The organism is Phyllobacterium myrsinacearum, assembly GCF_002980555.1.
In the GTDB taxonomy this organism is placed as follows: domain Bacteria; phylum Pseudomonadota; class Alphaproteobacteria; order Rhizobiales; family Rhizobiaceae; genus Phyllobacterium; species Phyllobacterium myrsinacearum.
In genome coordinates, this window is sequence record NZ_PVBT01000001.1 from 499152 (window position 1) to 525446 (window position 26295).

Below are 26295 nucleotides of genomic sequence, written 5' to 3' on the forward strand. Positions count from 1 at the left end.
AAACCTGTATGAGTGACCAGCAAGTTGGCGACGAGAACTGTTTAAACGGTACCGCCGCCTATGAACCGGAACCGCATCACAAAGAAGCATTTCCGGTTCTTGTGCTAGGCGCCCTCGGCGTTGTCTATGGCGACATCGGGACAAGCCCGATCTACGCTTTCCGCGAAGCGTTGCATGCCGCATCGCTCGATGGAGTCCTGAGCCGCACCGATATTCTCGGCGTGGTCTCGATGATCTTCTGGGCGCTGACCCTGATCGTGACCATCAAATATGTTTTCTTCGTGCTGCGCGCCGACAATGACGGCGAGGGCGGCATTCTTTCGCTGATGGCGCTGGCGCGGTCGAGTTTCAAATCCCGGCCACAGCTCATTCTCGGTCTCGGCATTGTCGGTGCGTCGCTGTTTTACGGCGATGCGGTGATCACCCCGGCCATCTCGGTGCTTTCGGCGGTTGAAGGCCTGGAGATCGTTACCCCGTCGCTGGAACCCTTTGTGGTTCCCATCACTTTGGTCATTCTCCTGACCCTGTTTTCCGTCCAGCGCTTCGGGACGGCGCGTGTTGCCACGATTTTCGGCCCGATCACCCTGTTGTGGTTTCTGGCCATCGGCTTTTTCGGCGCATGGCACCTGTTCGACGATGTCAGCATCTTTGCCGCCGCCAACCCGTATTATGCGGTGGATTACATCCTCGAGAACCCGGCAACGGCCTTCCCGACCATCGGCACGGTGTTCCTGGCGGTGACCGGTGCGGAAGCACTCTATGCGGATCTCGGGCATTTCGGCCGCAAACCGATTGCCACGGCCTGGGTCTGGGTCGTCTTCCCCTGTCTGCTCCTGAACTATTTCGGCCAGGGCGCGTTCATCCTGGCGCATGGCGAGTCGGCCAAGAACCCGTTCTTTGAAATGTTCCCGCATTGGGCGCTGCTGCCGATGGTGCTGCTTGCCACCGCCGCCACCGTCATCGCCAGTCAGGCTGTTATCTCGGGCGCCTATTCACTGTCACGCCAGGCGGTGCAGCTCAATCTCCTGCCGCGCCTCAACATCGAGCACACCTCGGAGAAGCAGTCCGGCCAGGTCTACCTGCCGCGGGTCAACATGCTGCTCGGCCTGGTGGTCATTCTGCTGGTCCTTGGCTTCGAACGCTCGACCAACCTGGCTTCCGCCTATGGCATTGCCGTGACCGGCAACATGCTGGTGACGACGATCCTGCTCTTCATCGTCATGAGCCGCATCTGGAAGTGGCGCCTCTGGGTGGCCGTGAGCCTGACCGTCTCTTTCATCATCGTTGACCTGACATTCGTCAGCGCCAACCTGATCAAGGTCGTCGATGGCGGCTGGGCCTCCCTCGTGGTGGCGTTCCTCATCATCCTGGTGATGTTCACCTGGGTCCGCGGCAGCCGTCAGCTGTTCGAAAAGACCCGCAAGGGCGAAGTGCCGCTCGATCTGATCTCGAAGAAGATGGCGCAGAACCCGCCGCCGCTGGTGCCGGGAACCGCCGTGTTCCTGACGGGCGATCCCAAGAGCACGCCGACAGCTCTCATGCACAGCCTGAAACACTACAAGGTGCTGCATCAGAACAATGTGATCCTGACCGTTATCACCGCGCCGTCGCCGCTGGTCAAGAAGAGCGAGCGGGTCAAGATCGAGCCGATCAACGACCTGTTCATGCGCGTCACGCTGACCTTCGGCTATATGGAGCGCCCGAACATACCGCGCACGCTGGCGATCTGCCGCAAGCAGGGCTGGAAGTTCGACATCATGACCACGTCCTTCTTCCTGTCGCGCCGCTCGCTGAAAGCGTCGGCCCGTTCGGAAATGCCGCATTGGCAGGACCGGCTGTTCATCGCGCTGGCGCGTACCGCCAGCGATGCCACGGAGTATTTCCAGATTCCGACCGGCCGCGTCGTCGAAATTGGCACGCAAGTGAATATCTGAACCAGTGAGACGCGATATCGGGTTGAAAGACCCATATTGCGTCTGTATGCCCGTAGCAGAAAACGGGCAGGGGGCAGATTGAAAAAACAGCAGATCGCCATTGTTGGCGCAGGGCCGGCCGGGCTTGCCGCCGCGCTCTACCTTCATCGCGCCGGGCATGATGTCAAACTGCTTGAACGGTTTGCCGCCCCGTCGCCCCTCGGCTCCGGCCTCATCCTGCAACCCACCGGCCTGACGGTGCTCGACGATCTCGGGCTGTTTGATCGCATCGCATCCCTCGGCAACCGGATCGACCGGCTCTACGGCGCCGATGCCCTGTCCGGGCGGGCAGTGCTGGATGTCCGGTATGCCGCGTTGAAAAGCGGGCGCTACGGCATTGCCGTGCATCGCGCCGCCCTGTTCGATGTGCTGTATCAGGCGGTGCTGCAGGAGCGTATCGATATCACGACCAATGTCGACGTCATCACGATGCACACGGGCAATGGCCGGGCATGGCTGATGACCAATACGGGCCGCAGCATCGGCACGTTCGATCTGGTCATCGATGCCAGCGGATCGCGCTCGCGGCTCAAGCAGTTTGCGATCCATCCCTGCGAACCGGAGCCCCTGACGTACGGCGCTTTCTGGACATCGCTGAAATGGTGCGGGGAGGGGTTTGACACACGCTCGCTGCTGCAGCGCTACCGTAGGGCTGGCGTGATGATCGGCGTGCTGCCGATTGGCAGAACAGATGCCGCCGGAGATCCGATGGCCGCTTTCTTCTGGAGTACAAAACCGGATGAGGCGGAGGCCTTGCGCGCGGCAGGGATCGAAAGCTGGAAAGACCGGGTATTGTCGCTCTGGCCGGAATGTTCCGCCTATACCGGTCAGATCAATGGTTTCGACGACATGACGCTGGCGCGCTATGGCCATCATACGCTGGCCATGCCTGCCGGGCGCCATCTTGCCGTCATTGGCGATGCCGCCCATTCCACCAGCCCGCAGCTCGGGCAGGGTGCCAATATGGCGCTGCTGGACGCGCGGGCGCTTGCCCATGCCCTTGCCACATCCACGGAGATCGATGCGGCACTATCAGCCTATGCCGCTTCCCGCCGGGCGCATGTGCGCGGTTTCCAGGCCCTGTCGCGGGCATTCACCCCGTTCTACCAGTCGGATTCGACCCTGTTGCCCTTCGCGCGCGACTGGGTGGTTCCGACCGTGGCGCGCATTCCGCCGGCGCCGCAGCTTCTGGCATCCATGGTATCGGGTACCCTGATCGACCCGTTCCGGCCAATCGGTTTGCGGGAAAAGGCCTGGATTTAGGAATCTTTTTCACGCCCACTTGCCAAATGATTTTCACCGCACTAGAACCGAACCGTAACGTACGGTACGGCAATTGAAGCCGTGAAATCGAAGGGAAGAAGCCTCGTGCAATCCGCTGCGGAAGCCAGTGACAGCCCATTGACAGAGCGTCAGCGCGACGTTCTCGATGCGGCGCTTGGCCTGCTGGTGGAAGCGGGCGATGCCCTGACGATGACGAGCGTGGCGCGCCGCGCCAGCTGCTCCAAGGAAACCCTCTACAAATGGTTCGGTGACCGGGACGGGCTCCTGACCGCGACGGTCCAGTGGCAGGCGTCGAAGGTGCGCGGCGTCACGGTCAGGCGCGACGGTCTTGATCTCGCATCGCTGACAAGCGGGCTGGAGCGCTTTGCGTCGGATTGGCTGCGCGTTCTCTCCGGCAAGATTTCCGTGGCGCTCAACCGCGTGGCCGTCAGCCATGCGGGCAGCGACAAGCGCGATCTCGGCGCCATCGTGCTGGAGAACGGGCCGTTTGCCATGGCGCGCCGCCTGATGCCGCTGCTTGAGGTCGGGCGCGACGCCGGGCTGCTGGCGTTCGACGATACGGAAGACGCATTTCGCACTTTTTTCGGACTGGTCGTCCGGGATGTGCAAATCCGGTTGCTGCTCGGCGACCGGTTCGAGTTGACTGATGTGGCAATCGACGGCGAGGCCCGGCGCGCGACACAGCAGTTTTTCGCTCTTTATGGAGCTCATACCAACGCGGCCGGTTAAGGCCGCTGTACGCAACGCTGAAGGGAAGAAATCAATGCGCGTATATTATGACCGCGATGCAGACATCAACCTGATCAAGTCGAAGAAGGTTGCCATTATCGGTTACGGTTCGCAGGGCCGCGCCCATGCGCTGAACCTGAAGGACTCCGGTGCCAAGGACGTGCGCATTGCCCTGCGTCAGGGCTCTGCCACCGCCAAGAAGGCCGAAGCCGACGGCTTCCAGGTCGTCAGCGTTGCCGAAGCGGCAAAATGGGCCGACCTGATGATGATGGCGACCCCGGACGAACTGCAGGCCGACATCTACAAGGATCACATCGCCGACAATATCCGTGACGGTGCCGCGATTGCCTTCGCCCACGGCCTCAACGTGCATTTCGGCCTGATCGAGCCAAAGAAGACCGTTGACGTGGTCATGATCGCGCCGAAGGGCCCCGGCCACACGGTTCGCGGCGAATACCAGAAGGGCGGCGGCGTTCCCTGCCTCATCGCCATCCACCAGGATGCATCGGGCAATGCGCATGATCTCGCACTGTCCTATGCCTGCGGTGTTGGCGGCGGCCGTTCGGGCGTCATCGAAACCAATTTCCGCGAAGAGTGCGAAACCGATCTGTTCGGCGAACAGGTGGTTCTGTGCGGCGGCCTGGTCGAACTGATCCGCGCCGGTTTCGAAACGCTGGTTGAAGGCGGCTATGCCCCTGAAATGGCCTATTTCGAATGCCTGCACGAAGTGAAGCTGATCGTCGACCTGATCTATGAAGGCGGCATCGCCAACATGAACTACTCGATCTCCAACACGGCCGAGTGGGGCGAATACGTTTCCGGCCCGCGCATCATCACCGCCGAAACAAAGGCCGAGATGAAGCGTGTCCTGACCGACATCCAGACCGGCAAGTTCACCTCCGACTGGATGCAGGAATACAAGGCCGGCGCATCGCGCTTCAAGGCCATCCGCCGCAACAATGACAAGCACCAGATTGAAGAAGTCGGTGAAAAGCTACGCGGCATGATGCCATGGATCGGCAGCAACAAGCTGGTCGACAAAGCCAAGAACTAAGGTCTCCGGACCGTTCGAATAAAAGGCCGATAGAGCGATCTATCGGCCTTTTTCATTGCAGCGTGCAGGTGCGGCGCGGCCCGCTCAGGGGCTGATAGGTGTTGTCGAAGGCGCGGTAGGATTGATAGCGGTCCTGGCAGATCTGCGCCTGGGTGCGGGTCGGCGGCGAGATGATGGGCCGGCTGGTGCGGAAATCGTTGCAGCGCGCCGAGCCCGTGCAATTGGGGCCTGCAAGGTTGGCGGGGCTGTCGGTGCCGAGGATCAGCGGCTGTTTTGGCACCACATCATTGCCGCGCGGAGCCGGGCGATAGGGCTGCACCTGCGCCGATGCGGCGCTAAGGCCGACGGTCAGGGCAAGGCCGAAGGCGGCGAGGGCTGTGATCAGGGTCTTCATCATCGTCATGTCCATGCTGTTTCCCCTAATATAGGCCTTTGTATTCCCTATCGCTACCGCCAAGCGGAAATCCCCGCGGTAACGGTTTCGGCACTGGTTGTGGCCAGCCAATCAGGCTAGGTTCACACCAGCGTCCTGCTTCGGCCGCCGGTTTTCATAATTCAGGGTCTGTGAATGTCTGTACGCATCGCCACGTTCAATGTCGAAAATCTGATGAACAGGTTCGATTTCTCCGGCTTCAAGAACAATCTGAACAAGGACCGGACGCTGCAGCTGTTCCAGATCAATGATGAGGAACAGTACCGGCAGCTGGAACAGGCACGGGCGATCGCCCATGCGGACGATACGCGCCAGCTGACGGCGCTTGCCATTGCCGAAACCCACGCGGATATTCTCTGCCTGCAGGAAGTCGATAATATCGGTGCGCTGAACGCCTTCGAGTTCGGCTATCTCTTCAAGATGGTCGGCGAGGGCTACCGGCACAAATACATGCTGGAAGGCAATGACAGCCGCGGTATCGACGTGGCAGTGCTCATGCGCGACCAGACCCGGCATGGCGAGCCGATCGAATTCATCGAAATGACCAGCCATGCCCACGTGACCTACAATGATTTCGGGCTTTACAACGCCGAGATCGCTGCGCTCGGGCTTGAGCCGCATGAGCGCATTTTCAAGCGCGACTGCCTGGAGATTGACGTGCGTATTGGCGGGCGGCCGCTGACACTGTTCGTCAGCCACTTCAAGTCCATGGGGCCGCCGCGCAACGGGCTGGACGGGCGCACGGCCTCCATGCCGGTGCGCGTGGCCGAGGCCAAGGCGGTGCGGCGCATCATCGAGGACCGGTTTGCGAACAGCGGCGGTGCAGCCAGCAAGCATTGGGTGATCTGCGGCGATTTCAACGATTATCGCGAACGGATCGTCATTGGCGGCGATTCGCTGGCCGGATACAGGTTCGATCCGGTGCGCGAGGCGACGAGCAGCGTCGATGTGCTGCTGGAAGGCGGCTTCTGCGAAAATCTGGTGGAACGGCGCCCGGTGATGGATCGCTGGACGCTGTACCATACGCGCGGCCCGGAGGAGCGGCACCTGTGCCAGCTCGATTACATCCTGGCGTCTCCCGCATTGGCCCGGACCAACAGCAAGGTAGTGCCCGACATCATCCGGCGCGGCCAGCCATACCGCACGATTTTCCCGCCTGATCAGAAGGTCGAGCTGTTTCCAAGAATTGGCTGGGATCGCCCCAAGGCAAGCGATCATTGCCCCGTTGCCGTCACGTTCAACGTCGTCTGACCCATGCACACCATTGCCGAAGCAACCGTCATCCCGATCCGTCAGGCCATTGTGCGCGTGGAGGAGGGGCCTCTCGCCTATGATGTTCAGCACCGTGCCGGCATAATTGCGAACTGGACACGCGAACTGGCGGCCAATCCCTCGCTTTTCGACGGCTCGTTCTTCCTGGCTGAACGGGCTGCGATCGATGCGGGTATTTTCCGCGCGGCCTACAGGCGGACGAGCTTTGCCACCATGATGCACTGGAAGCGCAACCGCACGGACGCAAAGCCGTGGCACATCTTCAGCGTCGGGGTCATGGTATCGGCCGACAACAGGCTGATTGCCGGGCAGATGGGCGCAACGACATCGGCGGCCGGACGGGTATATTTCCCGGCAGGCTCCTTCGATGCGGGTGATCTTGTTGGCGATCAGGTCGACTTCGACGGCAATGCCCAGCGCGAGGTGGCCGAGGAAACCGGCATTGATCTTGGCAGCGCATTGCGCCGGGACACCATGGCCTATCTCGTCAAGGTGGAACGGAGCATTGCCGTGTTCCGGCGTTACTATTTCCGGCAGACCGGCGATGAACTGCTCGCGTCGATCCGTGCAGCCATTGCCGCCCAGGCCGATCCGGAACTGGATGGTGTTTGTGCCATTGCGGCTGCGGGCGAGATGGGCGAGGCGACGCCGCGCACCTTCGCCACTTTTGGCGACTGGCATTTTGGATCTTGAGCTTGTCGAACCACGCACCACATGGCCTGCAGGCTGGAATGTCACCGTCACAAGGTTTATCTTGAACAGCTCTCTCCAGTCTCTACTTTCGCCAAAGGTTTGACGAGGAGTAAGCAAATGAGCGGCCGGCATTATCAAGTCTATGATGTTTTCACCGACGAGGTCCTGACGGGCAATCCCCTCGCGGTTGTGCACGATGCGGCCGGACTGGATGATGCCGCCATGCAGCGCATTGCCGGGCAATTCAATCTGTCCGAGACGGTGTTTGTGCTGCCGGCGCAGAACCCCGCCCATACGGCGCAGATCAGGATTTTCACGCCCGACTACGAAATGCCTTTTGCCGGTCATCCGACCGTTGGCTCCGCCATTGCCCTGGCGCAAAGCCGCTTTCCCGATGTTGCGGGGGATCAGGAAACGCTGATCATTCTGGAAGAGAAGGTCGGCCCGGTCCGCTGCGGCGTGAAGCTCAGCAAGGCGGGAGCATTTGCCGAATTCGATCTTCCCAAGCTGCCGGAACAGGTGCCGTACAATCACGACAGGATCGCATTGGCCAATGCCCTGCGCCTGGAGCCAAGGGAGATCGGCTTCGAGAATCACGTTCCGACCGTCTGGGATGCGGGCGTGCCTTACCTGCTGATCCCGATTCACGGGCTGGCCGCCGCCGGGCGGATTCGAATCAATCAGGACGCCATGAAAAAGGCTGCGCCTGTGATCGACGGGCGTCAGCTGCCCGCTTATGTCTATTGCCGCGAAACGACGCTGCACGACAGCAATTTTCATGCGCGGATGTTTGTCAGCGACGAAGGCACCTATGAGGACCCGGCAACGGGTTCCGCCACGGCAGCTTTTGCTGGCGCCATCCAGCACTTTGACCGGCCGCTCGACGGATTGCTGCGGCTGTGGCTGGAGCAGGGCCAGGAAATGGGCCGTCCATCGCGCTTGCGGCTGGAGCTGGATATCGCCGACCAGAAGCTTGCCGGCGGGCGTATCGGTGGTTCGGCGGTCAAGACGGCAGAGGGACAGCTTTTTGTTTAAACAACTTATTGTTCAAAGCTGACATAAAGTTTTCAAGAAGGGCTGGACAGGCCGGATTTGCCCCGTTATAGAGCCCCCACCTTCGGTCGTCAAAGCGGCTGACGGGCACATAGCTCAGTTGGTAGAGCAGCTGACTCTTAATCAGCGGGTCGTAGGTTCGATCCCTACTGTGCCCACCAATCAGAACCCCAGGTCATGTCAATGACTTGGGGTTTTCTCATTTTACCGCGATTTTAGAGCATCCGCTGTTTTGGCTTGGCCAGAAGATGAGGGTTGGGCAGACCGATGAGGTAATTCATGTCGATCTCATGCGCCTCGTGCCATTCGGGATCCTCGTCGATGGAAAAAACATATCCGCCGGCCGGCAGGGCTTCCATGATGGCAAAGCAGTGGGCACGCGCGTCGACCTGCATGAAGTTGTGAATTTCGATGTCGATAAACGGCAGCTGCTGCAACACGCCGCGGGCGCCCTTCAGGGCGGCAACCTCATGTCCTTCCACGTCGATCTTGAGAAAATCCACCTTGCCGAGATCCGCATCGTCAAGCGCGATGACCTCGACGACCAGATCACCATCGGGAGCATGCACATTGATATCGTTGAGGATGACGTTGCTGTGCGGGGCCAGCACCTTGTGGGTGCCCGTCTTCTGCCCGACGGCCTTGCCATGCGTCACCACATTTGCCAGCCCGTTCAGCTCGGCATTGCGCTGCACGACACCCGCATTGAATGGCAGCGCGTCAAAAGCGGTCACCCTGCCGGCGGGACCCGCCTTTTGGCCGAACAGCACAGTCATCAATCCATGATGGGAGCCGCAGTCAACAACATGCGAGCCTGGTTCGATCAAGTAAATGCAACGCTCGCGAAATCCAGTATAGTTGTTACCAACTGCAACGTACCAATGATATCCGATCTCATCGGCGATACAAAACGGTAAAGATCTGTCGCCATATCTTATGTTTTCAACGAATGGATATATCAATTACTTATCACTCCCGTCGAATTTTGTTTAAGAGTCTCTTACATAATCGTAATGTTGTCTAGTGATGCAAGTATAAAGTTGAATTAATAGTGATTTGCAGTTGGTTGGTGCAGGTCGTCGCCGTCAAGAGCGCTGCTGCCGCCGCATGGCCGAGTATGCAGCGGCGCGGTGATGCTGCAAGACACATAGCGACAGAATAAGCCCATTTGCGTCAGATCGTTTGCCCTTCTTTCCCGTGGTTAATACCGGTGCAGCGAACGCAGATGCAAACGGCCGCGGGCGGCTCGTGTCAGAGGGCAAGGCACGTGAAAACCACGGGTTGAACGATGATTTCTGTTGCTTTCCGGCGGGTCCCAACTATAACGCCTTGAACAGGGCCGGATGGCCCTTTTTTCTTATATGCCTGTCCAGTATCGATCTATCCAAACTGCTAGAGGAGCTTTCCATGAGCATTCGTCGTATTGAAGTCGGCCCACGCATGAGCCAGGCCGTTATCCATGGCAACACGGTTTATCTTGCAGGACAGGTCGGCACGCCGGGCAAAAGCGTCACCGAGCAGACCAAGGACGTTCTGGCTTCGGTCGAGCGCCTGTTGAAGGAAGCCGGTTCCGACAAGTCCAAGATCCTGCAGGCCATCATCTGGATGGCCGACATGAAGGACTTTGCTGAAATGAATGCGGTTTGGGATGCCTGGGTTGATCCGGCCAACACGCCTGCGCGCGCCACCGGCGAAGCCAAGCTGGCGACACCGGACTACCTCGTCGAAATCATCATCACCGCTGCCATCTGATTCCCTGCGGAAAATCCGTCCGATAGGGCGGATTTGGCAGAATGACAGGTTCATCCCGGCGGAAATATTGAATTTGCCGGGATGAAATACAGTGCATGTCAGTAAAACTGCGCCCGTGCACTGGATTTTTAGCGCGGGAATGAATAAAGTCCGCGCTTCTCGGGATTGCCGTTGTGGTAATTCATCAAACGCTTGTCTGATTGTGGCGCTTAGGTCCGCAAGACGAGACAAGCATGGGTAAGGAAAACGATTGCAAGTTCTCGTCCGTGATAACAATGTTGAACAGGCCCTCCGGGTCCTGAAAAAGAAGATGCAGCGCGAAGGTCTCTTTCGCGAAATGAAGGCGCGCCAGGCTTTTGAAAAGCCATCCGAGCGCCGTGTCCGTGAAAAGGCTGAAGCCGTCAGCCGCGCCCGCAAGGCAGCGCGCAAGCAGGCACAGCGTGAAGGTCTGCTTCCTGGTCCGAAGAAGAAAGAACGCGTTGCCCGTCCAGGTGCCGCTTCCAGCGATTTCAACAACAACCGATAATCAATGACCGGAGTTTCCGGTCCTTGCAAAACGCGACAGAACCCGCACAGCACGCCATGCTGGAGCGGGTTTCGTTTTATGAAGACTCCGCCGTAACTGTCGTCTTCACATCGATATTACCCGGTTTCAAAAAAGTGCCTTCTTGTGCGTTGCATCACGCCGCGCCTATGCATGCTCCATGATATTCAAGCCTTATGGAGACCTTTCAATGGCACCCAAGCTCAACATCGTCCATGTCAGCACCCGCCCGGGCCGCGCCGGTTCGCCGGTTTCGAAATGGTTCCATGACTTCGTCAAACAGGATGGCCAGTTCGAACCCGTCCTGATTGACCTGGCCGATCTCAACCTGCCGGTTTTCGACGAACCCAACCACCCGCGCGCCAAGAAGTATGAGCATGCGCACACGAAAAAGTGGAGCGCGCTGATCGAAGCGGGCGATGCAATCGTTTTCGTGACGCCGGAATATGACTATTTCGCCCCGCCATCCCTGACCAATGCGATCATCTATCTCTGGCAGGAGTGGAACTACAAGCCGGTCGGTTTCGTCAGCTATGGCGGCGTGTCGGGCGGCCTGCGCTCGGTCGAATCGGTCAAGGGCCTCATCGCCGGCCTGCGCATGGTTCCCATCCCCGAAGGCGTTCCCGTTCCGGCGTATCAGCAGTTCATCAACGATGAAGGCGTGTTCCAGGCCAATGAACTGGTGACGGCGAGTGCCAACACCATGCTTGGCGAATTGCTCAAGTGGAGCAATGCGTTGAAGCCGTTGCGCGCGTCCTGATCCGGTAAAGGCGTCCGGAAACAGCAGGGCGCCACGCACACGATTTTACCGATCCGCTTGACAAATGGCGGATCGGGCGTTCAATTCAAGACATTCACCAGGGGGGTCCCGACAAGGGGCTGAGATTCTGCTGGCTTTTGCAGCGCAGTGACCCGTTGAACCTGATCCAGTTCATACTGGCGTAGGGACGGTGCGAAAGTCATGCGAGTCAGCCTCGGCACATCCGTATCCGGATTCGCAATCTCTTTTCATCCTTCCGGCACAGAACTGGGTTTCCACGCTTAACCGCCTAGGAGCCTGATGATGACCGCAATTACCCCAACCGTTTCGGCAGGACCGCTGCCGGCTTCGATCAAGATATACAAACCGGGCCATATCCATCCGGATTTGCGCGTGCCGCTGCGCCAGATATCGGTGCACCCGACGGCGGGCGAGCCGCCGGTGATGGTGTACGATTCGTCCGGGCCATATACGGATGCCGATGCTGTCATCGACATTGCCAAAGGCCTGCCGCGCCTCCGTGCGAGCTGGCTCTCCGGTCATGCGGACCTTGCCGCCTATGACGGCCGCCACGTCAAGCTTGAAGACAATGGCTTCGTCACCGGCGAACGGCTGACACCGGAATTTCCGGTGCGCAACCGGCCGCTGCGGGCGAAAGGCGATAAAGCCGTCACCCAGCTTGCCTATGCCCGGGCGGGGATCATCACGCCCGAGATGGAATATGTGGCGATCCGCGAAAATCTCGGCCGCGACGCCGCAAGAGCGCAGTTGGAGCGCGACGGCAATTCCTTCGGCGCGTCGGTGCCGGATCATGTCACGCCGGAATTCGTCCGTGAGGAGATTGCCCGGGGCAGGGCGATCATTCCGGCCAATGTCAATCATCCCGAACTCGAACCGATGATCATCGGCCGCAACTTTCTGGTCAAGATCAACGCCAATATCGGCAATTCGGCGGTCACCTCCTCCATGGCGGAGGAAGTAGAGAAAATGGTCTGGGCCATTCGCTGGGGTGCCGATACGGTGATGGACCTGTCGACCGGCCGCAACATCCACAATATCCGCGAATGGATCATCCGCAACGCCCCGGTGCCGATCGGAACGGTGCCGCTCTATCAGGCGCTGGAAAAGGTCGGCGGCATCGCAGAAGACCTGACATGGGAGGTCTATCGCGACACGCTGATCGAGCAGGCGGAGCAGGGCGTGGATTATTTCACCATCCATGCGGGTGTTCGGTTGCATTATATCCCGCTGACCGTCGACCGCGTCACCGGCATTGTGTCGCGCGGCGGCTCGATCATGGCCAAGTGGTGTCTGCATCATCACCGGGAAAGTTTCCTCTACGAGCATTTCGAGGAAATCTGCGATATCTGCCGCGCCTATGATGTCAGCTTCTCGCTTGGCGACGGCCTGCGTCCGGGTTCCATCGCCGATGCCAATGATGCGGCGCAATTTGCCGAACTGGAAACGCTGGGGGAACTGACGCAGATTGCCTGGGCCAAGGGCTGCCAGGTGATGATCGAGGGCCCCGGCCATGTACCGATGCACAAGATCAAGGCGAACATGGACAAGCAGCTGGCCGTCTGCGGCGAGGCGCCGTTCTACACGCTGGGACCGCTCACCACCGATATCGCACCGGGTTATGATCACATCACCTCGGGGATCGGTGCGGCGATGATCGGCTGGTTCGGCACCGCCATGCTTTGCTATGTCACGCCGAAGGAGCATCTCGGCCTGCCCAACCGCGACGATGTGAAGATCGGGGTGATCACCTACAAGATCGCCGCCCATGCGGCTGATCTTGCCAAGGGCCATCCGGCGGCGCAGGTGCGGGACGATGCCCTGTCGCGCGCGCGCTTCGAATTCCGCTGGGAGGATCAGTTCAACCTGTCGCTCGATCCCGAAACGGCGCGGCTGTTCCACGACGAGACATTGCCGAAGGAGGCGCACAAGGTGGCGCATTTCTGCTCGATGTGCGGGCCGAAATTCTGTTCGATGCGGATTTCCCACGATATCCGCGCCGAAGCGCAGAAGGAGGGCATGTCAGCCATGGCGGAAAAATTCCGGCAGGGCGGCGATCTCTATATGCCGCTGAAATCGGCTAGCGTGCCCATCCCGGCATCGGGTGACGATTTCTGATGCTTATCCTTGTCAAAGGCGCTGGCGTGGCCGGACTTACCGCCGCGCATGAACTGATGGCGCGGGGCGCAGACGTGACCGTCTTCGACCCGCGCCGCGATACGTCCTCGACCGCCTCATGGTATGCGGGCGGCATGCTCGCCCCCTATTGCGAGCGGGAAAGCGCGGAGGAGCGGGTGCTGGAACTCGGCCTGGCGGCTGCCTCCTGGTGGGAGGCGGCCCTGCCTGGACGTGTCACGCGCAACGGCACGCTGGTGCTGGCGCCAGCGCGTGATGCCGGGGAACTCGACCGTTTTGGTTCGCGCACATCGGGTTTTTCTGGTGTGGACGCGCAGGAACTGGGCAGTCTCGAACCTGACCTTGCGGGACGGTTCCGCCGGGGGCTGTTTTTCCGGGACGAAGCGCATCTCGATCCGCGCCGCGCCCTGACGGCGCTGGCGGCGAAGCTGGCCGCGTCCGGCGTTCGCTTTGAAAACGAGCGGGACGAGGGCAAATTCGATCGCATTGTCGACTGCACCGGCTATTCCACGGCCAAGCCGGACCTGCGCGGGGTGCGCGGTGAAATGCTCATCCTGCAAACCCGCGACATCGCGCTGGCCCGGCCTGTCCGGCTGATCCATCCGCGTTTTCCCGTCTACATCGTCCCGCGCGCCGATCACCTCTTCATGGTCGGCGCGACGATGATCGAAAGCGATGCGACGGGGCCGGTCACCGCGCGGTCGATGATGGAACTGCTCAATGCCGCCTACAGCCTGCACCCGGCCTTTGGCGAGGCAGCGATCATCGAGACCGGCGTGGGCGTGCGCCCCGCCTATGCGGATAATTTTCCGCGCGTGACGCGCGATGGCCGGGTGATCAGCATCAACGGAATGTACCGGCACGGATTTTTGCTGGCGCCTGCCATGGCGATGCGGGCGGCAGCGATGGCTTTTGACTCGCAGGAGGTAGCTTGATCATGAGACTGATCGTCAATGGAGAACCGCACGAGGTTGCGGCCAAAACACTGGCCGATTTGCTCGGCGAATTGGAGTATGATGGCGAATGGCTGGCGACCGCGCTCAATGGCGAACTGGTGCGAGCGACCGCGCGTGCTGCCGTGGGCCTGAATGACGGCGACCGGGTGGAAATCCTCACCCCGCGGCAGGGAGGCTGAGCCATGCTGACCCTTTATGGCACCGAACTGTCCTCGCGCCTCCTGCTTGGCACCGCGCAATATCCGTCACCGGCGATCCTGATGGACGCGGTGAAGGCGTCGGAAACCAAAATCGTCACCGTGTCCCTGCGGCGCGAAATGGCGGGCGGCAAATCCGGCGACAGGTTCTGGTCGCTGATCCAGTCGCTCGGCGTGCATGTGCTACCCAACACGGCGGGCTGCCACACGGTCAAGGAGGCAGTGCTGACCGCCCAGATGGCCCGGGATATTTTTGCCACCGACTGGATCAAGCTCGAAGTCATCGGCAATCACGACACACTGCAGCCGGATGTGTTTGCGCTGGTGGAGGCGGCGCGCATCCTCAACGCGGATGGTTTCAAGGTGTTTCCCTACATGACGGACGATCTGGTCGTGGCGGAGCGCCTGCTCGAGGCGGGGTGCGAGGTGCTGATGCCGTGGTGTGCTCCGATTGGATCGGCGCTCGGCCCGCTCAATCTGCACGCGCTGCGTGCCCTGCGCGGGCATTTTCCCGAGGTTCCGCTCATCGTCGATGCCGGGCTCGGCCGTCCGTCTCATGCCGCCACGGTGATGGAGCTGGGCTTTGACGCGATCCTGCTCAACACGGCGGTTGCCAAGGCGGCGGACCCGGTTGCCATGGCCGCTGCCTTCGCCAAGGCGGCGGATGCCGGGCACATGGCCTTTCATGCGGGCATGCTGGAGCCGCGCGATGTGGCGGTGCCGTCAACGCCAGTTATCGGAAAAGCTGTCTTTACCTGATCAGGGCCGTTTGGCGTAACGTACGGCTTCATCGGCGTAAAAAGCCAGTGTTTCCGGATCATTGGCGGTCATGGTGTTTCCCGAGGGGTTAGAGCGGTTTGCGGCCATATTGGATCAGTTCTGTTTCCCGGATGGCGAGACAATCCACGCGGAAGGTAGCAAGGCCGATGTTTATCCATCGGACGAAGCTGCCTGACAAAGTGGGTGTCCGCCAGCCGGAAACCCGAAGGGCCGGGTGAATTTGGCCCAATTCCTGCGGGTTTTGACTTCGTCCGATGGAGAACATCGGTCTCGTCAAACCCCTTGACCTTGTCCGCAAATTCCCGCCGGCAGAACGATTCAATATGGCCGCAAACCGCTCTAACTGTCGAGCACGGCTGCCAGCTTGCCGCCGTTGCCATAGGCGAGGCAATCGGCAATCGTGGTCTTATCGAGCACGCCGCGCGTCACATTGGCGACCTCGCTGAAGACATGGCGGATTTCGCACTTGTCTTCGCTGTCGCAGTCTTCGCAGCGCCGGTAGGCAATCTTGCTGAGGCACGGCAGGGGCGCAATCGGCCCGTCGATCAGTCTGAGGACCTCGCCGAAGGTGATGTCCTCTGCCTGCTTGAGCAGGAGATAGCCGCCCATCTTGCCGCGGCGGCTCATGACGATGCCCTGGTGTTTCAGGTCAAGCAGGATCTGTTCCAGGAATTTCTTCGGAATGTTCTGTTCTTCAGCGATATCCGAAATGAAGAGGGCCTTTTCGGCATCGGCTCTGGCGAGAACGACAAGCGCCCGGAGCGCATATTTGGCTTTCTGCGAAATCATGATTGTTGCCTGACCACCCTATGAGATGCAGTCATAGTCCCTCGCTCCACATTTTCTAGTGCTAAAGTGTTAAAAAATGGAGTTTTTTCATGGCGGCCAAATGTCTTAAAAATGGCTGTTAAGGCCCTGAAAAATAATCATTCATAAAGAATTAAGCATTCTAAAAGTTGCAAAAGCGTTAAAATCGATACACGATTAAACAGGTAGTGATTGTTGACAAATTTTTACAACCGGTCATCATCGGGTATTGGTTGTCTCGTGGAGACAGCTGCACTCTGCAACCCAACTGTTTCCTGGAGGTCGCAATGTACAGTGAAGTATCCGGCATCTTTAATCGGGCGGAACGCCTGTGGCGCGAGGTATTTGCTTCGGAAACCCTCGATACCGGGACACGCGATGCGAAGAAGCGGGACAGCGACGAGGCCTCGGCCAAGCGCCACCGCAACTGGACCGAAGAGGATTTCCTCTGGTGCTGGCAGCATCGCGGCTTCTGGTAAGACGCTTTTGATCGAGACGCTGCCTCGCGGCATCGCGGGGTGGAAGCAGATTGCGGAACCGGTCCCGATAGACCGGGCGAATATTTCATTTTGGGTATTTCTTAGAATAAAATTTTAAGAAGCAAGTGATTGTTGGAATTGCAATTCTTCCTCTCCCGGAAAATTGACGGCATTCTCGGAAAAAATATCCGTTCTCCTATGACATCGCTGGGTTGGATGGGGCTGGGTTCATTTCGACAGCACGATCCGTGCTGGCTGCTTGGGAGAATGCAATGAAGAAACTGTTCGTTTATGCCACGGTCGCTCTGGCGCTCGGCCTCGGGCCGGTGAATGCCGCCGAGCCCACCGCAATCCTCAACGTATCCTACGACATTTCGCGCGAGCTGTACGAACAGGTCAACAAGGCCTTTACGGCCGCCTACAAGAAAGAGGCGGGCAAGGACATCACCGTCAGCCAGTCGCATGCGGGATCGTCAAAACAGGCGCGCTCGATCCTGGAAGGGCTGGAAGCCGATGTCGTGACCTTCAACCAGGTCACCGACGTGCAGGTGCTGCATGACAAGGGCAATTTCATTCCCGCTGACTGGCAGTCGCGCCTGCCGAACAATTCCTCGCCCTATTATTCCCTACCGGCCTTTCTGGTGCGTGCGGGCAACCCGAAGCACATCAAGAACTGGGATGATCTCGTCCGCGACGATGTGAAGGTGATTTTCCCCAATCCGAAAACCTCGGGCAATGCGCGCTACACCTATCTGGCGGCCTATGCCTATGCGCTTGAGGCCAACAACAAGGATGAGGCCAAGGCGCAGGATTTCGTCAAGAAGCTCTTCGCCAACGTGCCGGTGTTCGACACGGGCGGCCGTGCCGCCACCACGACCTTCGCCGAACGCGGCATCGGCGATGTGCTGATCACCTTCGAGGCGGAAGTGCTGGGCACGCGCAAGCAGCTGGGCGAAGACAAGTATGAAGCGGTGGTGCCGCCGGTCAGCCTGCTGGCGGAGTTCCCCGTCACTGTTGTCGACAAGGTCGTCGACAAGCGCGGATCGCGGGCCATTGCCGAAACCTATCTGAAATTCCTCTACACGCCGGAAGGGCAGGACATTCTCGCCCAGAATTTCAACCGCGTGCATGACGAGACCATCAAGGCGAAATATGCCGCGCAATTCCCGGAAACGCGTCTGGTGACTGTTGAGGACGTTTTCGGCGGCTGGGACAAGCTCTCCAAGGAGCATTTTAGCGAAGGCGGTATCCTCGACAAGGTTTTCACCAAGCGCTGATCAGCGGCTAAGAAATCCAAAAAGCGGCGCGGCCTCCAAGCTGCGCCGCATTTTTTCAACCTCTGCTTGCTTTCACGCGAACAGGCTTTAGAACCCGAGCATGCCGTTGTTTTCAAAATCCAGCCAGCGCGGATTGTTGCCGGGGTTCAGCCTGACCCTCGGTGTGACGCTGCTGTACTTCGCCGTCATCGTGGCTTTGCCCTTGCTGGCGATGCTGTACAAATCGGTCAATCTCGGCTGGCCGGATTTCTGGGCGATCATTTCGTCCGAGCGCGCGGTTGCAACCTACAAGATTACCGTCGGGGCGGCGCTGCTTGCCACGCTGTTCAATGCACTGTTCGGCCTGCTGCTTGCCTGGGTGCTGGTGCGCTATGAGTTTCCGGGGCGGCGGCTGCTGGACGCAGTGGTTGACCTGCCGTTCGCCCTGCCGACAGCCGTTGCCGGTCTTGCGCTCGTCACCGTCTTTTCCGCCAATGGCTGGTTTGGCCGCTATCTGGAGCCGCTGGGCATCAAGGTCGCCTATGCGCCGCTCGGCATCGCCATCGCCATGATGTTCACCAGCATTCCCTTTGTCATCCGCACCGTACAGCCGGTGCTGGAGGATGTGGCTGTCGATGTCGAGGAAGCGGCGCGGTCGCTGGGGGCGACGAACTGGCAGATTTTTGCGCGGGTGATCTGGCCGGCAATCTTCCCGGCATTCATTGCCGGATGCAGCCTATCCTTTGCCCGCAGCCTCGGTGAATTCGGCGCCATCGTCTTCATCTCAGGCAATCTGCCGTTCGAGACCGAGGTGATGTCGCTGCTCGTGTTCATCCGCCTCGATGAATATGACTATCCGGCGGCGGCGGCCATCGCCACCGTGATGCTGGTGTTGGCGTTCCTCATGCTCTTTGTCACCAATTCCATCCAAGCCTGGCAGCTTCGTTATGCAGACCGCAGCTGAGCCCGCCGCGCCCGCAAAAATGCAGTCATCCCGGCGGCATGGCCAGCGCCCGGCACGCACGGCGCACTGGCTGCTGATCCTCGCCGCCCTGGCGCTGTCGGCGCTGTTCATCGGCGTGCCGATTGCGGTGATTTTTACCTATGCGCTGCGCGAGGGCATCTCCGTCTATATCGCGCAGATCACCCAGCCTGCGACATGGCATGCGATCTGGCTGACCGTGCTGACGGCCATCGTCGTGGTGCCGATCAACATGGTCTTCGGCATCTGCGTTGCCTGGCTGGTCACGCGTTTCCGCTTTCCCGGCCGCCGGCTGCTGATCACCTTCATCGAGATTCCGTTTTCCGTTTCGCCGATTGTCGCGGGTGTGACCTATCTCTTCCTCTATGGCAGCCAGGGCCTGCTCGGTCCGCTGCTGGAGAGCCATGACATCAAGATCATGTTCACGGTGCCCGCGATCTTTCTGGTCAGCCTGTTTGTCACCAGCCCGTTCGTGGCGCGCGAACTCATTCCGCTGATGCAGGCGCAGGGCAGCGAGGATGAGGAAGCGGCCATCACCCTTGGAGCGTCGGGGCTGCAGACATTCTTCTATGTGACGCTGCCGAATATCCGCTGGGCGCTGCTCTACGGCGCGGTGCTGTGCAATGCACGCGTCATGGGCGAGTTCGGTGCCGTGTCGGTGGTGTCGGGCGCCATTCGCGGCCAGACCAACACGCTGCCGCTGCAGATCGAACTGCTGTTCAACGATTACAACGTCACCGGGGCCTTTGCCGCCGCATCGACCCTGGCGCTGATTGCGGTGGTCACCCTCATCCTCAAATATCTTCTGGAACGCAAGCAGGCGGGCTAGGCCGCCCGCCTGGTGCGAAGGGCATCGTCCGGCCGCCGCATGGACTGCGCCAGGATATAGCCTTCCGGCCATGCGCCGAAACCGCTGGCAACATTGATGTGGCCGGCATGGCGCATGTCGACAAATCCCGAGCCCCAGATGTCTGCCAGCGCCTGCGCCTTGTTGAAGGACATGTAGGGATCGTCGCGGCTGGCGGCGACGATGGAGGGAAAGCCGAAATCGTGACGCGGCAGCGGGGCAAAGCTGCGGAATTTCGGGTCCTGCACCGCCATGCGCTCGGCATCGGCGGGCGCCACCAGCACGGCGCCCGCCACATGGGCGGCGGAGGGGCGGCTGGCCAGATGGGCGACGAGCACGCAGCCGAGGCTATGGGCAACGAGAATGGCACCGGGTGTTTCCGAGATCGCCGCTTCAAGCACATGCAGCCACTGCGACAGAACGGGATTTTCCCAGTCATCCTGTTCGACGAGGCGGGCGGTGTCGTCATCGGCCAGCCACTGCCGTTGCCAATGGCCTTTCCCGGAGCCGAGATATCCGGGAATGATCAATGTTGTCATCAGGCGCTCATCCTTCCAGGTTGGGAGGAAATGTTGAAATCACAGCCTGAAAATAGGTGCCAGCCCCCATCCTTTGAAGGAATGGGGGTCTAAAGTCGGGGTGTATTGGAAAAAAATTCCAATGCGAAAATCCGGAATCGTGAAATCGGCCCGGCGTTGGCTGCTCAGCTCTCGCTGTCTTTCTTGTACCAGCGCAACAGCAATTGCGAGCGCTCGAAAAACAGAACGACGAGCAACGACAGGGCAAAGGGGATCAGCAGGTAGAACAGGCGGAAGATGATGAGGGCCGCCAGCACATCGGCCTGGTTCATGTCGGGAAGCCCGGTCAGGAAGACCAGTTCCAGCACGCCGAGGCCGCCCGGTGCATGGGAAATGAGGGCGGCGGAAAACGAGATGAGGAAAATCCCGAGCACGATGAGAAAGCCGGGATTACCCGCTTCGGGCAGGGTGAAATAGATGATGGCGGCGGCGCCGATCAGTTCGAGCGGTCCGACGATCAATTGCTGGGCGACAACGGTCAGACGCGGATATTCGAGCGTGAACTTGCGGATGCGCAGCGGCCGCAATTGCAGCCAGCTGCCGAAGACATAGAGCAGCACGAAGGCGAGGGCGCCGAAACCAAGGATATAGCTGAGGGAGAGCGGCCACTCATTGTTGAAGCGCTGCAGGATTTCCGGTTCGATCAGAAGCACGAACGCGCTGAGCGTAATGGTGCCGAGCATGAAGGTAAAGGAGCAGAAGGCAATGAGCAGGGCGATTTCCGCTGCGCTCATCCCTTGCGAAGAATAGGCGCGATAGCGCACCACCGCACCCGAGATCACCGACGCGCCGATATTGTGCGAGAGTGCATAGGTGGTGAAGGAGCATAGGGTGATGAACAGCCAGGAAATCTTGCGGCGCAGATGCAGGAGCGCAATCCGGTCATAGCCTGCAAGGGCGGCATAGGCGAGCAGGGAGGCAAGGGCGGCCAGAATCCAGCGGTGGGTCGGAATCGCATAGAGACTGTGGATCACATCCTCAAGGGATATGCTCCGCAACTCCCGGTAGAGGAGCCATGCGGAGACAGCAACAGCGGCCAACCCGATCACCGGCCATATATAATCCTTTAACTTCATACCTATTCCCGTCCAATCATTCTCACCTGGCTTGCGCCGCGAACCCCGTTTTTTCTTTGCTTATGCCGATAACGGCTCCTCCGGCTTCGGTTTGTCGAGATCGAGAATATGCGCGACAATTCCCCGGGCAATTTCCCGCTCGCCCATGATCACCGCGTCGGCACCCAGATCCTGCAGGTGCTGGACCTCGGCGTCCGAATGGGCCCGCGCCAGGATGCTGATCGCCGGGTTGGCGGCACGCGCCTTGACGACGATCTGGCCGGCTTCGAAGGCGTTGGGAATGGCGATGATGAGCTGCCTGGCTTCGGCAAGGTTGGCCGCGGCCAGCACATCGCCATTGGCGGCATTGCCGACGATGGTTTCCACCTCGTCGTCGCGCAGCCTTGCCACCGTCTTGTCGGCATCTTCGATCACCAGAAACGGCTTGCCGACCTCCTTCAGCGCATCGCCCACCAGACTGCCGACACGGCCGTAGCCGATCAGAACCGCGTGGTTGGTGAGGGTGGTGGGATGCAGCTCTTCCACGTCGGGTTCTTCGACGACCGTCGTCTCGGGGCTGGCTTCGGTTGCCGAGGCGGAGCGTTTTTCCAGCCAGGGTTTCAGATATCCCACCCCGGCAAAGACAACCGGATTGAGCAGGATCGACAGGATGGCGCCGCCAAGAATGAGATCACGCCCCTCCTGCGGCAGCATGCCAAGCCCGACACCCAGCTCCGCCAGAATGAACGAGAACTCGCCGATCTGCGCCAGACTGGCCGAAATGATCAGGGCGGTACCGGTGGGATAACCGAATGCCAGCACGATGAAGAAGGCTGCCAGCGATTTGCCCACCACGATGATCGCCAGCGTTGCCAGAAGCGGCAGCGGATCGTTGATGATGGTCATCGGATCGAACAGCATGCCGACGGAGACGAAGAACAGCACGGCGAATGCATCGCGCAGCGGCAGGGATTCCTCCGCCGCCCGGTGGCTGAGTTCGGATTCGCTCATGATCATGCCGGCGAAGAAGGCGCCGAGCGCCAGCGACACGCCGAAGAGTTTCGACGCACCGAAGGCGACACCCAGCGCAATGGCCAGCACGGCGAGCCGGAACAGTTCGCGCGAGCCGGTATGGGCAATGGCATGCAGTGTCCACGGGATGACGCGGCGGCCGACGATCAGCATCACGGCGACGAAGGCGGCAACCTTGCCGAGGGTCAGCCCGATGATGCCGCCGATGCCGAGGTTGAAATAGGCGGCGATGGGATCGCTGGCGATATGGGCAGCGGCTTCGGCCGCCGGGTTCTTGCCGTTGACGGCGTCGGCAATGGCTGGCAGCAGCACCAGCGCCAGAACCATGGCCAGGTCTTCGACGATCAGCCAGCCGACGGCGATGCGTCCGCGCTCCGTTTCGATCAGGCGGCGCTCCTGCATGGCGCGCAGAAGCACGACGGTACTGGCAACGGACAAAGCGAGACCGAAGACAAACCCCGCCTGCATGCTCCAGCCGAGAATCCAGGCAAGCCCGGCGCCGAGCAGGGTTGCCACGACGATCTGCACGATCGCACCGGGAATGGCGATCGCCCGCACCGACAGCAGGTCTTTCAGGGAAAAATGCAGTCCGACGCCGAACATCAGCAGAATGACGCCGATCTCCGCGAGTTCGGCTGCAAGTTCCTGATCGGCGACAAAACCGGGTGTATGGGAGCCGGCAAGGACACCGGCGAGCAGGTAACCGACAAGGGGAGGAACGCGCAGACGGTTGGCAATCGCACCGAAGATGAAGGCCACCACAAGGCCCACAACGATTGTCGCAATCAGCGGCGTTTCATGAGGCATATGTCGGTGTCTCCCCCTGGGTCGTGATGAAAAATAATGAAATCAAACTGCGAACAGCTAATGACTGCCTCAGTATTGCGTACACATGATGTCTTGCAAACAACTTTTGTCGTTCTGCGGCGCATGAAATGCAATTTTTTTCATACGCCGCAGATATTTAGCCTGGAGAGCTCAGATCAGGCTCCGCTCAGCTCTTCACCGCCGGTGTCTCGCTCGATCCGATGCGGTGCTGGTGGTTCTTTTCCCACCAGGTTCCCAGAAGCAGAAGGATCGGCGCGGCGATAAAGATCGACGAGCTTGTGGCGATCACGACGCCGAAAAGCATCGGCAGCGCGAAGTTTTCCACGGCCTTGCCACCCCAGATTGCCATGGGCAGCATGGCAAGGAAGATGGTGACCGAGGTGTAGATACAACGGGCCAGCGTCTGGTTGATACTCATGTCGATGATTTCGCGCAGCGGCATCTTCTTGTGAATGCGCAGGTTCTCGCGCATGCGGTCATAGACCACCACCTTGTCGTTGACGGAGTAGCCGATCATCGTCAGAAGCGCGGCGATGGCGGTGAGGTTGAAATCCAGCCCCATCAGGGCGAAGAAGCCCACCGTTTTCGTCGTGTCGAGGATGAGCGTTGCAATCGCGCCGAGGGCAAAGTGCCACTCGAACCGCCACCAGATATAGAGCAGCATGGCGATACTGGCGAGGATGACCGCCAGGACACCCGAGCGCGCCAGTTCCTGGCTGACCTTCGGTCCGACGACTTCCGAGCTTTCGATCTTCACGCCGGCATCGAGCTGTTCGACCGCGGCCTTGACCTTGGTCACGGCAGCCGTCTGGGCTTCTTCGCCGCCATCCTGGCGCTGGACGCGAATCAGGACCTGATTGTCGCCGCCGGCCTGCTGCAGCACGACCTCTCCGAGGCCGAGTGCTTCCAGCGAACTGCGCATGGTGGCGAGGTCAGCGGGTTTCGACGTGGTGACGGCAACCTGGATACCGCCCTTGAAGTCGATGCCGTAGTTGAGGCCCGGGTGGATGAACAGGATCACCGAGGCGATCGACAGGAAGATCGAGACGCCGATACCGAAGAAGCGGGCGTTCATGAAGGAGATTTTCGTCGTCTCCGGAACCAGCTTGACCACGTGCTCGATGTGGATGGTCTTCATCTTGCGGCGGCGGACGATGGCCGTCATGACGATGCGCACGACGGTCACGGCGGTGAACATCGAAATCAGCGTGCCGATGACCATGGTGACCGCGAAGCCGCGGATCGGGCCGGTGCCGAACAGGAACAGCAGCAGCGTGGAAATCAGGTGGGTGACGTTCGCATCGACGATGGTGGCGTAGGCGTGCTTGAAGCCGCGGTCGACGGCGGCCATGGCGCCGATGCCCTTGCGGGCTTCTTCGCGGATACGCTCGTTGATGAGAATGTTCGCATCCACGGCAAAGCCGATGCCAAGGATGATGGCGGCGATGCCGGGCAGGGTGAGGGTGGCGCCGATGAGGCTGAGCACGCCGAATGTCAGGATGACATTGAGCGCCAGCGCCAGGTTGGCGATGAAGCCCCATGCACCATAGAGCACGAAGATGAAGCCGACGACGAGGGCGAAGCCGACAAGACCGGTCAGGATGCCCATCTTGATGACGTCGCCGCCGAGATCAGGACCAACCGTGCGTTCTTCGATGACCGTCAATGGCGCGGGCAGGGCACCGGCGCGCAGCAGGGCGGCGGTTGTCACCGTGTCCTGCACCGTGAAATTGCCGGTAATCTGGCCGGAACCGCCGGTGATCGGCACCTGAATGACTGGCGCGGTCAGCACCTTGCCGTCGAGAACGATGGCAAAGGGACGGCCGACATTCTGGCTGGTGATTTCGGCAAACTGGCGTGCACCGACATTGTCGAAGCGGAACGAGATGATCGGCTGGTTGGTCTGCGGGTCGAAGGCGGCGCGGGCGTCGGTCAGGCGTTCGCCGCTGAGCGCAACGCGGTCCTCGACGGGATAGGTCTGGCCGGGATTCTTGGCATCCGGCAGGATGGAAATGCCGGGCGGCGGCGTGTCGCCGAAATTGCGGTCGGCGACCATGTGGAACGTCATCTTGGCCGTGCTGCCGAGCAGCGCGCGCAGCTGGGACGGATCCTGCAGGCCGGGAAGCTGGACGACGATACGGTCGGAGCCGACGCGCTGGATCGACGGTTCGGCCACGCCGACCTGATCGACGCGGCGGCGGACGATTTCAAGGCTCTGCTGCAGGGCGTTGTCGAGCCTGTCCTTCATGCCGGCATCCGTCAGGGTGAGACGGATCGTGTTGTCGGCCGAGGTGATGTCGATGTCGCTGACCGGGGCGGCGAAGCCGACCTGTGCGACCTGGGCCGTCAGTTCCTTCAGAACGGTCACGGCGCGGTCGCGCTGAGCCTGGTCGGCAATGGTCACGATGACGGAATCACCGGCGATGCGCACCGACTGCGCCTGAATGCGTTCGGTGCGCAGCTTGTTGCGCGCATCGTCCAGCATGGCACGGACGCGGTCCTTCTTCAGGGCCGCCGCGTCGACTTCAAGAACGAGATAGGAACCGCCGCGAAGATCGAGACCGAGCGAAATCTGCTTTTTCGGCAGCCAGTTGGGCAAGGCATCAAGCTGTGCTTTGGTGAAAATATTGGGCAGTGCGAGAATGATGCCCGCAAGAATGATGAAAATATAGGTTCCCAGAACCCATTTCGAAGTGCGCATATCAGTGTTCCGTCATGAATTGCGGCGGGCTGCCGGGAAATGGTCACGTCTGTTCCGGGCGGCTGCCGATGGTGTTGCGTTGGAACCGTTGCCGAG

Annotated in this window: 25 protein-coding genes, 1 tRNA gene and 1 riboswitch; of the genes, 19 read left to right on the plus strand and 7 right to left on the minus strand. The window is 60.2% G+C overall.

The features are described 5' to 3' along the window. Positions 1–8 precede the first annotated feature (8 nt). From C5750_RS02355 to ilvC, 4 genes are all read left to right on the plus strand, one after another. Positions 9–1934 (plus strand): potassium transporter Kup, encoded by a 1926-nt coding sequence (locus C5750_RS02355; protein ID WP_105732247.1) that lies wholly within the window; start codon positions 9–11, stop codon positions 1932–1934. A 78-nt stretch (positions 1935–2012) separates the two neighbouring features. Beyond that, the gene (locus tag C5750_RS02360) at positions 2013–3236 is read left to right on the plus strand and encodes an FAD-dependent oxidoreductase (RefSeq protein WP_105732248.1); all 1224 of its coding nucleotides are present in this window, start codon (positions 2013–2015) and stop codon (positions 3234–3236) included. Between the two features lie 105 nt (positions 3237–3341). Continuing rightward, a complete protein-coding gene (locus C5750_RS02365) occupies positions 3342–3986 on the plus strand; it encodes a TetR/AcrR family transcriptional regulator (protein WP_105732249.1) in 645 nt (214 codons plus the stop codon). Between the two features lie 34 nt (positions 3987–4020). Next, a complete protein-coding gene (gene ilvC, locus C5750_RS02370; protein ID WP_105732250.1) occupies positions 4021–5040 on the plus strand; it encodes a ketol-acid reductoisomerase in 1020 nt (339 codons plus the stop codon). 52 nt (positions 5041–5092) lie between these two features. Here the strand turns inward: ilvC and C5750_RS02375 are convergent, their stop codons facing one another. After that, positions 5093–5449 carry a BA14K family protein gene (locus C5750_RS02375; protein ID WP_105732251.1) on the minus strand — a complete coding sequence of 119 codons (357 nt, stop codon included), beginning with the start codon at positions 5447–5449 and terminating at the stop codon, positions 5093–5095. 159 nt (positions 5450–5608) lie between these two features. Here C5750_RS02375 and C5750_RS02380 point away from each other — a divergent pair, with 159 nt between their 5' ends. The 4 genes from C5750_RS02380 to C5750_RS02395 all read left to right on the plus strand — a co-directional run bounded on the left by C5750_RS02380 (position 5609) and on the right by C5750_RS02395 (position 8652). Continuing rightward, positions 5609–6724: an endonuclease/exonuclease/phosphatase family protein gene (locus tag C5750_RS02380; RefSeq protein ID WP_105732252.1), complete on the plus strand. Its 1116-nt coding sequence runs from the start codon at positions 5609–5611 to the stop codon at positions 6722–6724. A 3-nt stretch (positions 6725–6727) separates the two neighbouring features. Next, positions 6728–7438, plus strand: coding sequence for an NUDIX hydrolase (locus tag C5750_RS02385; protein ID WP_105732253.1), 711 nt, complete (start codon positions 6728–6730; stop codon positions 7436–7438). Between the two features lie 117 nt (positions 7439–7555). Then, complete coding sequence (locus C5750_RS02390) at positions 7556–8473, plus strand: PhzF family phenazine biosynthesis protein (RefSeq protein ID WP_105732254.1); 918 nt, start codon at positions 7556–7558, stop codon at positions 8471–8473. 103 nt (positions 8474–8576) lie between these two features. Then, positions 8577–8652: transfer RNA gene (locus tag C5750_RS02395), tRNA-Lys, on the plus strand. Positions 8653–8706: 54 nt separating this feature from the next. On the opposite strand, the gene C5750_RS02400 is transcribed toward C5750_RS02395, so the two are convergent. Next, a complete protein-coding gene (locus C5750_RS02400) occupies positions 8707–9453 on the minus strand; it encodes an FkbM family methyltransferase (RefSeq protein WP_342588448.1) in 747 nt (248 codons plus the stop codon). 445 nt (positions 9454–9898) lie between these two features. On the opposite strand from C5750_RS02400, the gene C5750_RS02405 reads away from it, so the two are divergent. The 7 genes from C5750_RS02405 (at position 9899) to C5750_RS02435 (ending at position 15613) form a co-directional block, all read left to right on the plus strand. Then, positions 9899–10243: a RidA family protein gene (locus tag C5750_RS02405; protein ID WP_105732256.1), complete on the plus strand. Its 345-nt coding sequence runs from the start codon at positions 9899–9901 to the stop codon at positions 10241–10243. 250 nt (positions 10244–10493) lie between these two features. Next, positions 10494–10769: a 30S ribosomal protein S21 gene (gene rpsU, locus C5750_RS02410; RefSeq protein ID WP_105732257.1), complete on the plus strand. Its 276-nt coding sequence runs from the start codon at positions 10494–10496 to the stop codon at positions 10767–10769. Positions 10770–10977: 208 nt separating this feature from the next. After that, positions 10978–11547: an NADPH-dependent FMN reductase gene (locus C5750_RS02415; protein WP_105732258.1), complete on the plus strand. Its 570-nt coding sequence runs from the start codon at positions 10978–10980 to the stop codon at positions 11545–11547. Positions 11548–11636: 89 nt separating this feature from the next. Then, a riboswitch (TPP riboswitch) is annotated at positions 11637–11753 on the plus strand. Between the two features lie 97 nt (positions 11754–11850). Further along, positions 11851–13683 carry a phosphomethylpyrimidine synthase ThiC gene (gene thiC / locus C5750_RS02420; RefSeq protein ID WP_105733074.1) on the plus strand — a complete coding sequence of 611 codons (1833 nt, stop codon included), beginning with the start codon at positions 11851–11853 and terminating at the stop codon, positions 13681–13683. Then, the gene (gene thiO / locus C5750_RS02425) at positions 13683–14636 is read left to right on the plus strand and encodes a glycine oxidase ThiO (protein ID WP_105732259.1); all 954 of its coding nucleotides are present in this window, start codon (positions 13683–13685) and stop codon (positions 14634–14636) included. Before thiC ends, thiO begins: the two co-directional genes overlap by 1 nt. Positions 14637–14638: 2 nt before the next feature. Then, positions 14639–14836: a sulfur carrier protein ThiS gene (gene thiS, locus C5750_RS02430; protein WP_105732260.1), complete on the plus strand. Its 198-nt coding sequence runs from the start codon at positions 14639–14641 to the stop codon at positions 14834–14836. A 3-nt stretch (positions 14837–14839) separates the two neighbouring features. Next, complete coding sequence (locus C5750_RS02435) at positions 14840–15613, plus strand: thiazole synthase (RefSeq protein WP_105732261.1); 774 nt, start codon at positions 14840–14842, stop codon at positions 15611–15613. Positions 15614–15973: 360 nt separating this feature from the next. Here C5750_RS02435 and C5750_RS02440 read toward each other — a convergent pair whose 3' ends face one another. Next, positions 15974–16423 (minus strand): RrF2 family transcriptional regulator, encoded by a 450-nt coding sequence (locus C5750_RS02440; protein ID WP_105732262.1) that lies wholly within the window; start codon positions 16421–16423, stop codon positions 15974–15976. A 305-nt stretch (positions 16424–16728) separates the two neighbouring features. Here C5750_RS02440 and C5750_RS02445 point away from each other — a divergent pair, with 305 nt between their 5' ends. The 4 genes from C5750_RS02445 (at position 16729) to cysW (ending at position 19987) form a co-directional block, all read left to right on the plus strand. After that, positions 16729–16920 (plus strand): hypothetical protein, encoded by a 192-nt coding sequence (locus C5750_RS02445; RefSeq protein WP_105732263.1) that lies wholly within the window; start codon positions 16729–16731, stop codon positions 16918–16920. Between the two features lie 272 nt (positions 16921–17192). Beyond that, the gene (locus C5750_RS02450) at positions 17193–18197 is read left to right on the plus strand and encodes a sulfate ABC transporter substrate-binding protein (protein ID WP_105732264.1); all 1005 of its coding nucleotides are present in this window, start codon (positions 17193–17195) and stop codon (positions 18195–18197) included. A 100-nt stretch (positions 18198–18297) separates the two neighbouring features. Then, entirely contained in the window at positions 18298–19140 is an 843-nt protein-coding gene (gene cysT / locus C5750_RS02455; protein WP_105732265.1) for a sulfate ABC transporter permease subunit CysT, read from the plus strand. 19 nt (positions 19141–19159) lie between these two features. Beyond that, positions 19160–19987 carry a sulfate ABC transporter permease subunit CysW gene (cysW, locus tag C5750_RS02460; protein ID WP_105733075.1) on the plus strand — a complete coding sequence of 276 codons (828 nt, stop codon included), beginning with the start codon at positions 19160–19162 and terminating at the stop codon, positions 19985–19987. Here the strand turns inward: cysW and C5750_RS02465 are convergent. The 4 genes from C5750_RS02465 to secD form a co-directional block, all read right to left on the minus strand. After that, positions 19984–20544 (minus strand): RBBP9/YdeN family alpha/beta hydrolase, encoded by a 561-nt coding sequence (locus tag C5750_RS02465; protein WP_245420959.1) that lies wholly within the window; start codon positions 20542–20544, stop codon positions 19984–19986. The two genes, cysW and C5750_RS02465, sit on opposite strands and share 4 nt — an antisense overlap. Before the next feature lie 164 nt (positions 20545–20708). Then, positions 20709–21659, minus strand: a complete 951-nt coding sequence (locus C5750_RS02470) for a lysylphosphatidylglycerol synthase domain-containing protein (RefSeq protein ID WP_105732267.1) — start codon at positions 21657–21659, stop codon at positions 20709–20711. A 60-nt stretch (positions 21660–21719) separates the two neighbouring features. Further along, positions 21720–23477, minus strand: a complete 1758-nt coding sequence (ybaL, locus tag C5750_RS02475) for a YbaL family putative K(+) efflux transporter (protein ID WP_105732268.1) — start codon at positions 23475–23477, stop codon at positions 21720–21722. A 187-nt stretch (positions 23478–23664) separates the two neighbouring features. Beyond that, complete coding sequence (secD, locus tag C5750_RS02480; protein WP_105732269.1) at positions 23665–26199, minus strand: protein translocase subunit SecD; 2535 nt, start codon at positions 26197–26199, stop codon at positions 23665–23667. Positions 26200–26295: the final 96 nt, after the last annotated feature.

Coding starts and splice junctions, on each gene's coding strand:
- C5750_RS02465 (WP_245420959.1), bottom strand. CDS start 20,544: ATGACAACATTGATCATTCCCGGATATCTCGGCTCCGGGAAAGGCCAT.
- C5750_RS02450 (WP_105732264.1), top strand. CDS start 17,193: ATGAAGAAACTGTTCGTTTATGCCACGGTCGCTCTGGCGCTCGGCCTC.
- C5750_RS02445 (WP_105732263.1), top strand. CDS start 16,729: ATGTACAGTGAAGTATCCGGCATCTTTAATCGGGCGGAACGCCTGTGG.
- C5750_RS02405 (WP_105732256.1), top strand. CDS start 9,899: ATGAGCATTCGTCGTATTGAAGTCGGCCCACGCATGAGCCAGGCCGTT.
- C5750_RS02440 (WP_105732262.1), bottom strand. CDS start 16,423: ATGATTTCGCAGAAAGCCAAATATGCGCTCCGGGCGCTTGTCGTTCTC.
- thiS (WP_105732260.1), top strand. CDS start 14,639: ATGAGACTGATCGTCAATGGAGAACCGCACGAGGTTGCGGCCAAAACA.
- cysT (WP_105732265.1), top strand. CDS start 18,298: ATGCCGTTGTTTTCAAAATCCAGCCAGCGCGGATTGTTGCCGGGGTTC.
- C5750_RS02470 (WP_105732267.1), bottom strand. CDS start 21,659: ATGAAGTTAAAGGATTATATATGGCCGGTGATCGGGTTGGCCGCTGTT.
- C5750_RS02390 (WP_105732254.1), top strand. CDS start 7,556: ATGAGCGGCCGGCATTATCAAGTCTATGATGTTTTCACCGACGAGGTC.
- ybaL (WP_105732268.1), bottom strand. CDS start 23,477: ATGCCTCATGAAACGCCGCTGATTGCGACAATCGTTGTGGGCCTTGTG.
- C5750_RS02355 (WP_105732247.1), top strand. CDS start 9: ATGAGTGACCAGCAAGTTGGCGACGAGAACTGTTTAAACGGTACCGCC.
- thiC (WP_105733074.1), top strand. CDS start 11,851: ATGACCGCAATTACCCCAACCGTTTCGGCAGGACCGCTGCCGGCTTCG.
- C5750_RS02415 (WP_105732258.1), top strand. CDS start 10,978: ATGGCACCCAAGCTCAACATCGTCCATGTCAGCACCCGCCCGGGCCGC.
- thiO (WP_105732259.1), top strand. CDS start 13,683: ATGCTTATCCTTGTCAAAGGCGCTGGCGTGGCCGGACTTACCGCCGCG.
- C5750_RS02375 (WP_105732251.1), bottom strand. CDS start 5,449: ATGGACATGACGATGATGAAGACCCTGATCACAGCCCTCGCCGCCTTC.
- C5750_RS02435 (WP_105732261.1), top strand. CDS start 14,840: ATGCTGACCCTTTATGGCACCGAACTGTCCTCGCGCCTCCTGCTTGGC.
- C5750_RS02385 (WP_105732253.1), top strand. CDS start 6,728: ATGCACACCATTGCCGAAGCAACCGTCATCCCGATCCGTCAGGCCATT.
- cysW (WP_105733075.1), top strand. CDS start 19,160: ATGCAGTCATCCCGGCGGCATGGCCAGCGCCCGGCACGCACGGCGCAC.
- ilvC (WP_105732250.1), top strand. CDS start 4,021: ATGCGCGTATATTATGACCGCGATGCAGACATCAACCTGATCAAGTCG.
- secD (WP_105732269.1), bottom strand. CDS start 26,199: ATGCGCACTTCGAAATGGGTTCTGGGAACCTATATTTTCATCATTCTT.
- C5750_RS02380 (WP_105732252.1), top strand. CDS start 5,609: ATGTCTGTACGCATCGCCACGTTCAATGTCGAAAATCTGATGAACAGG.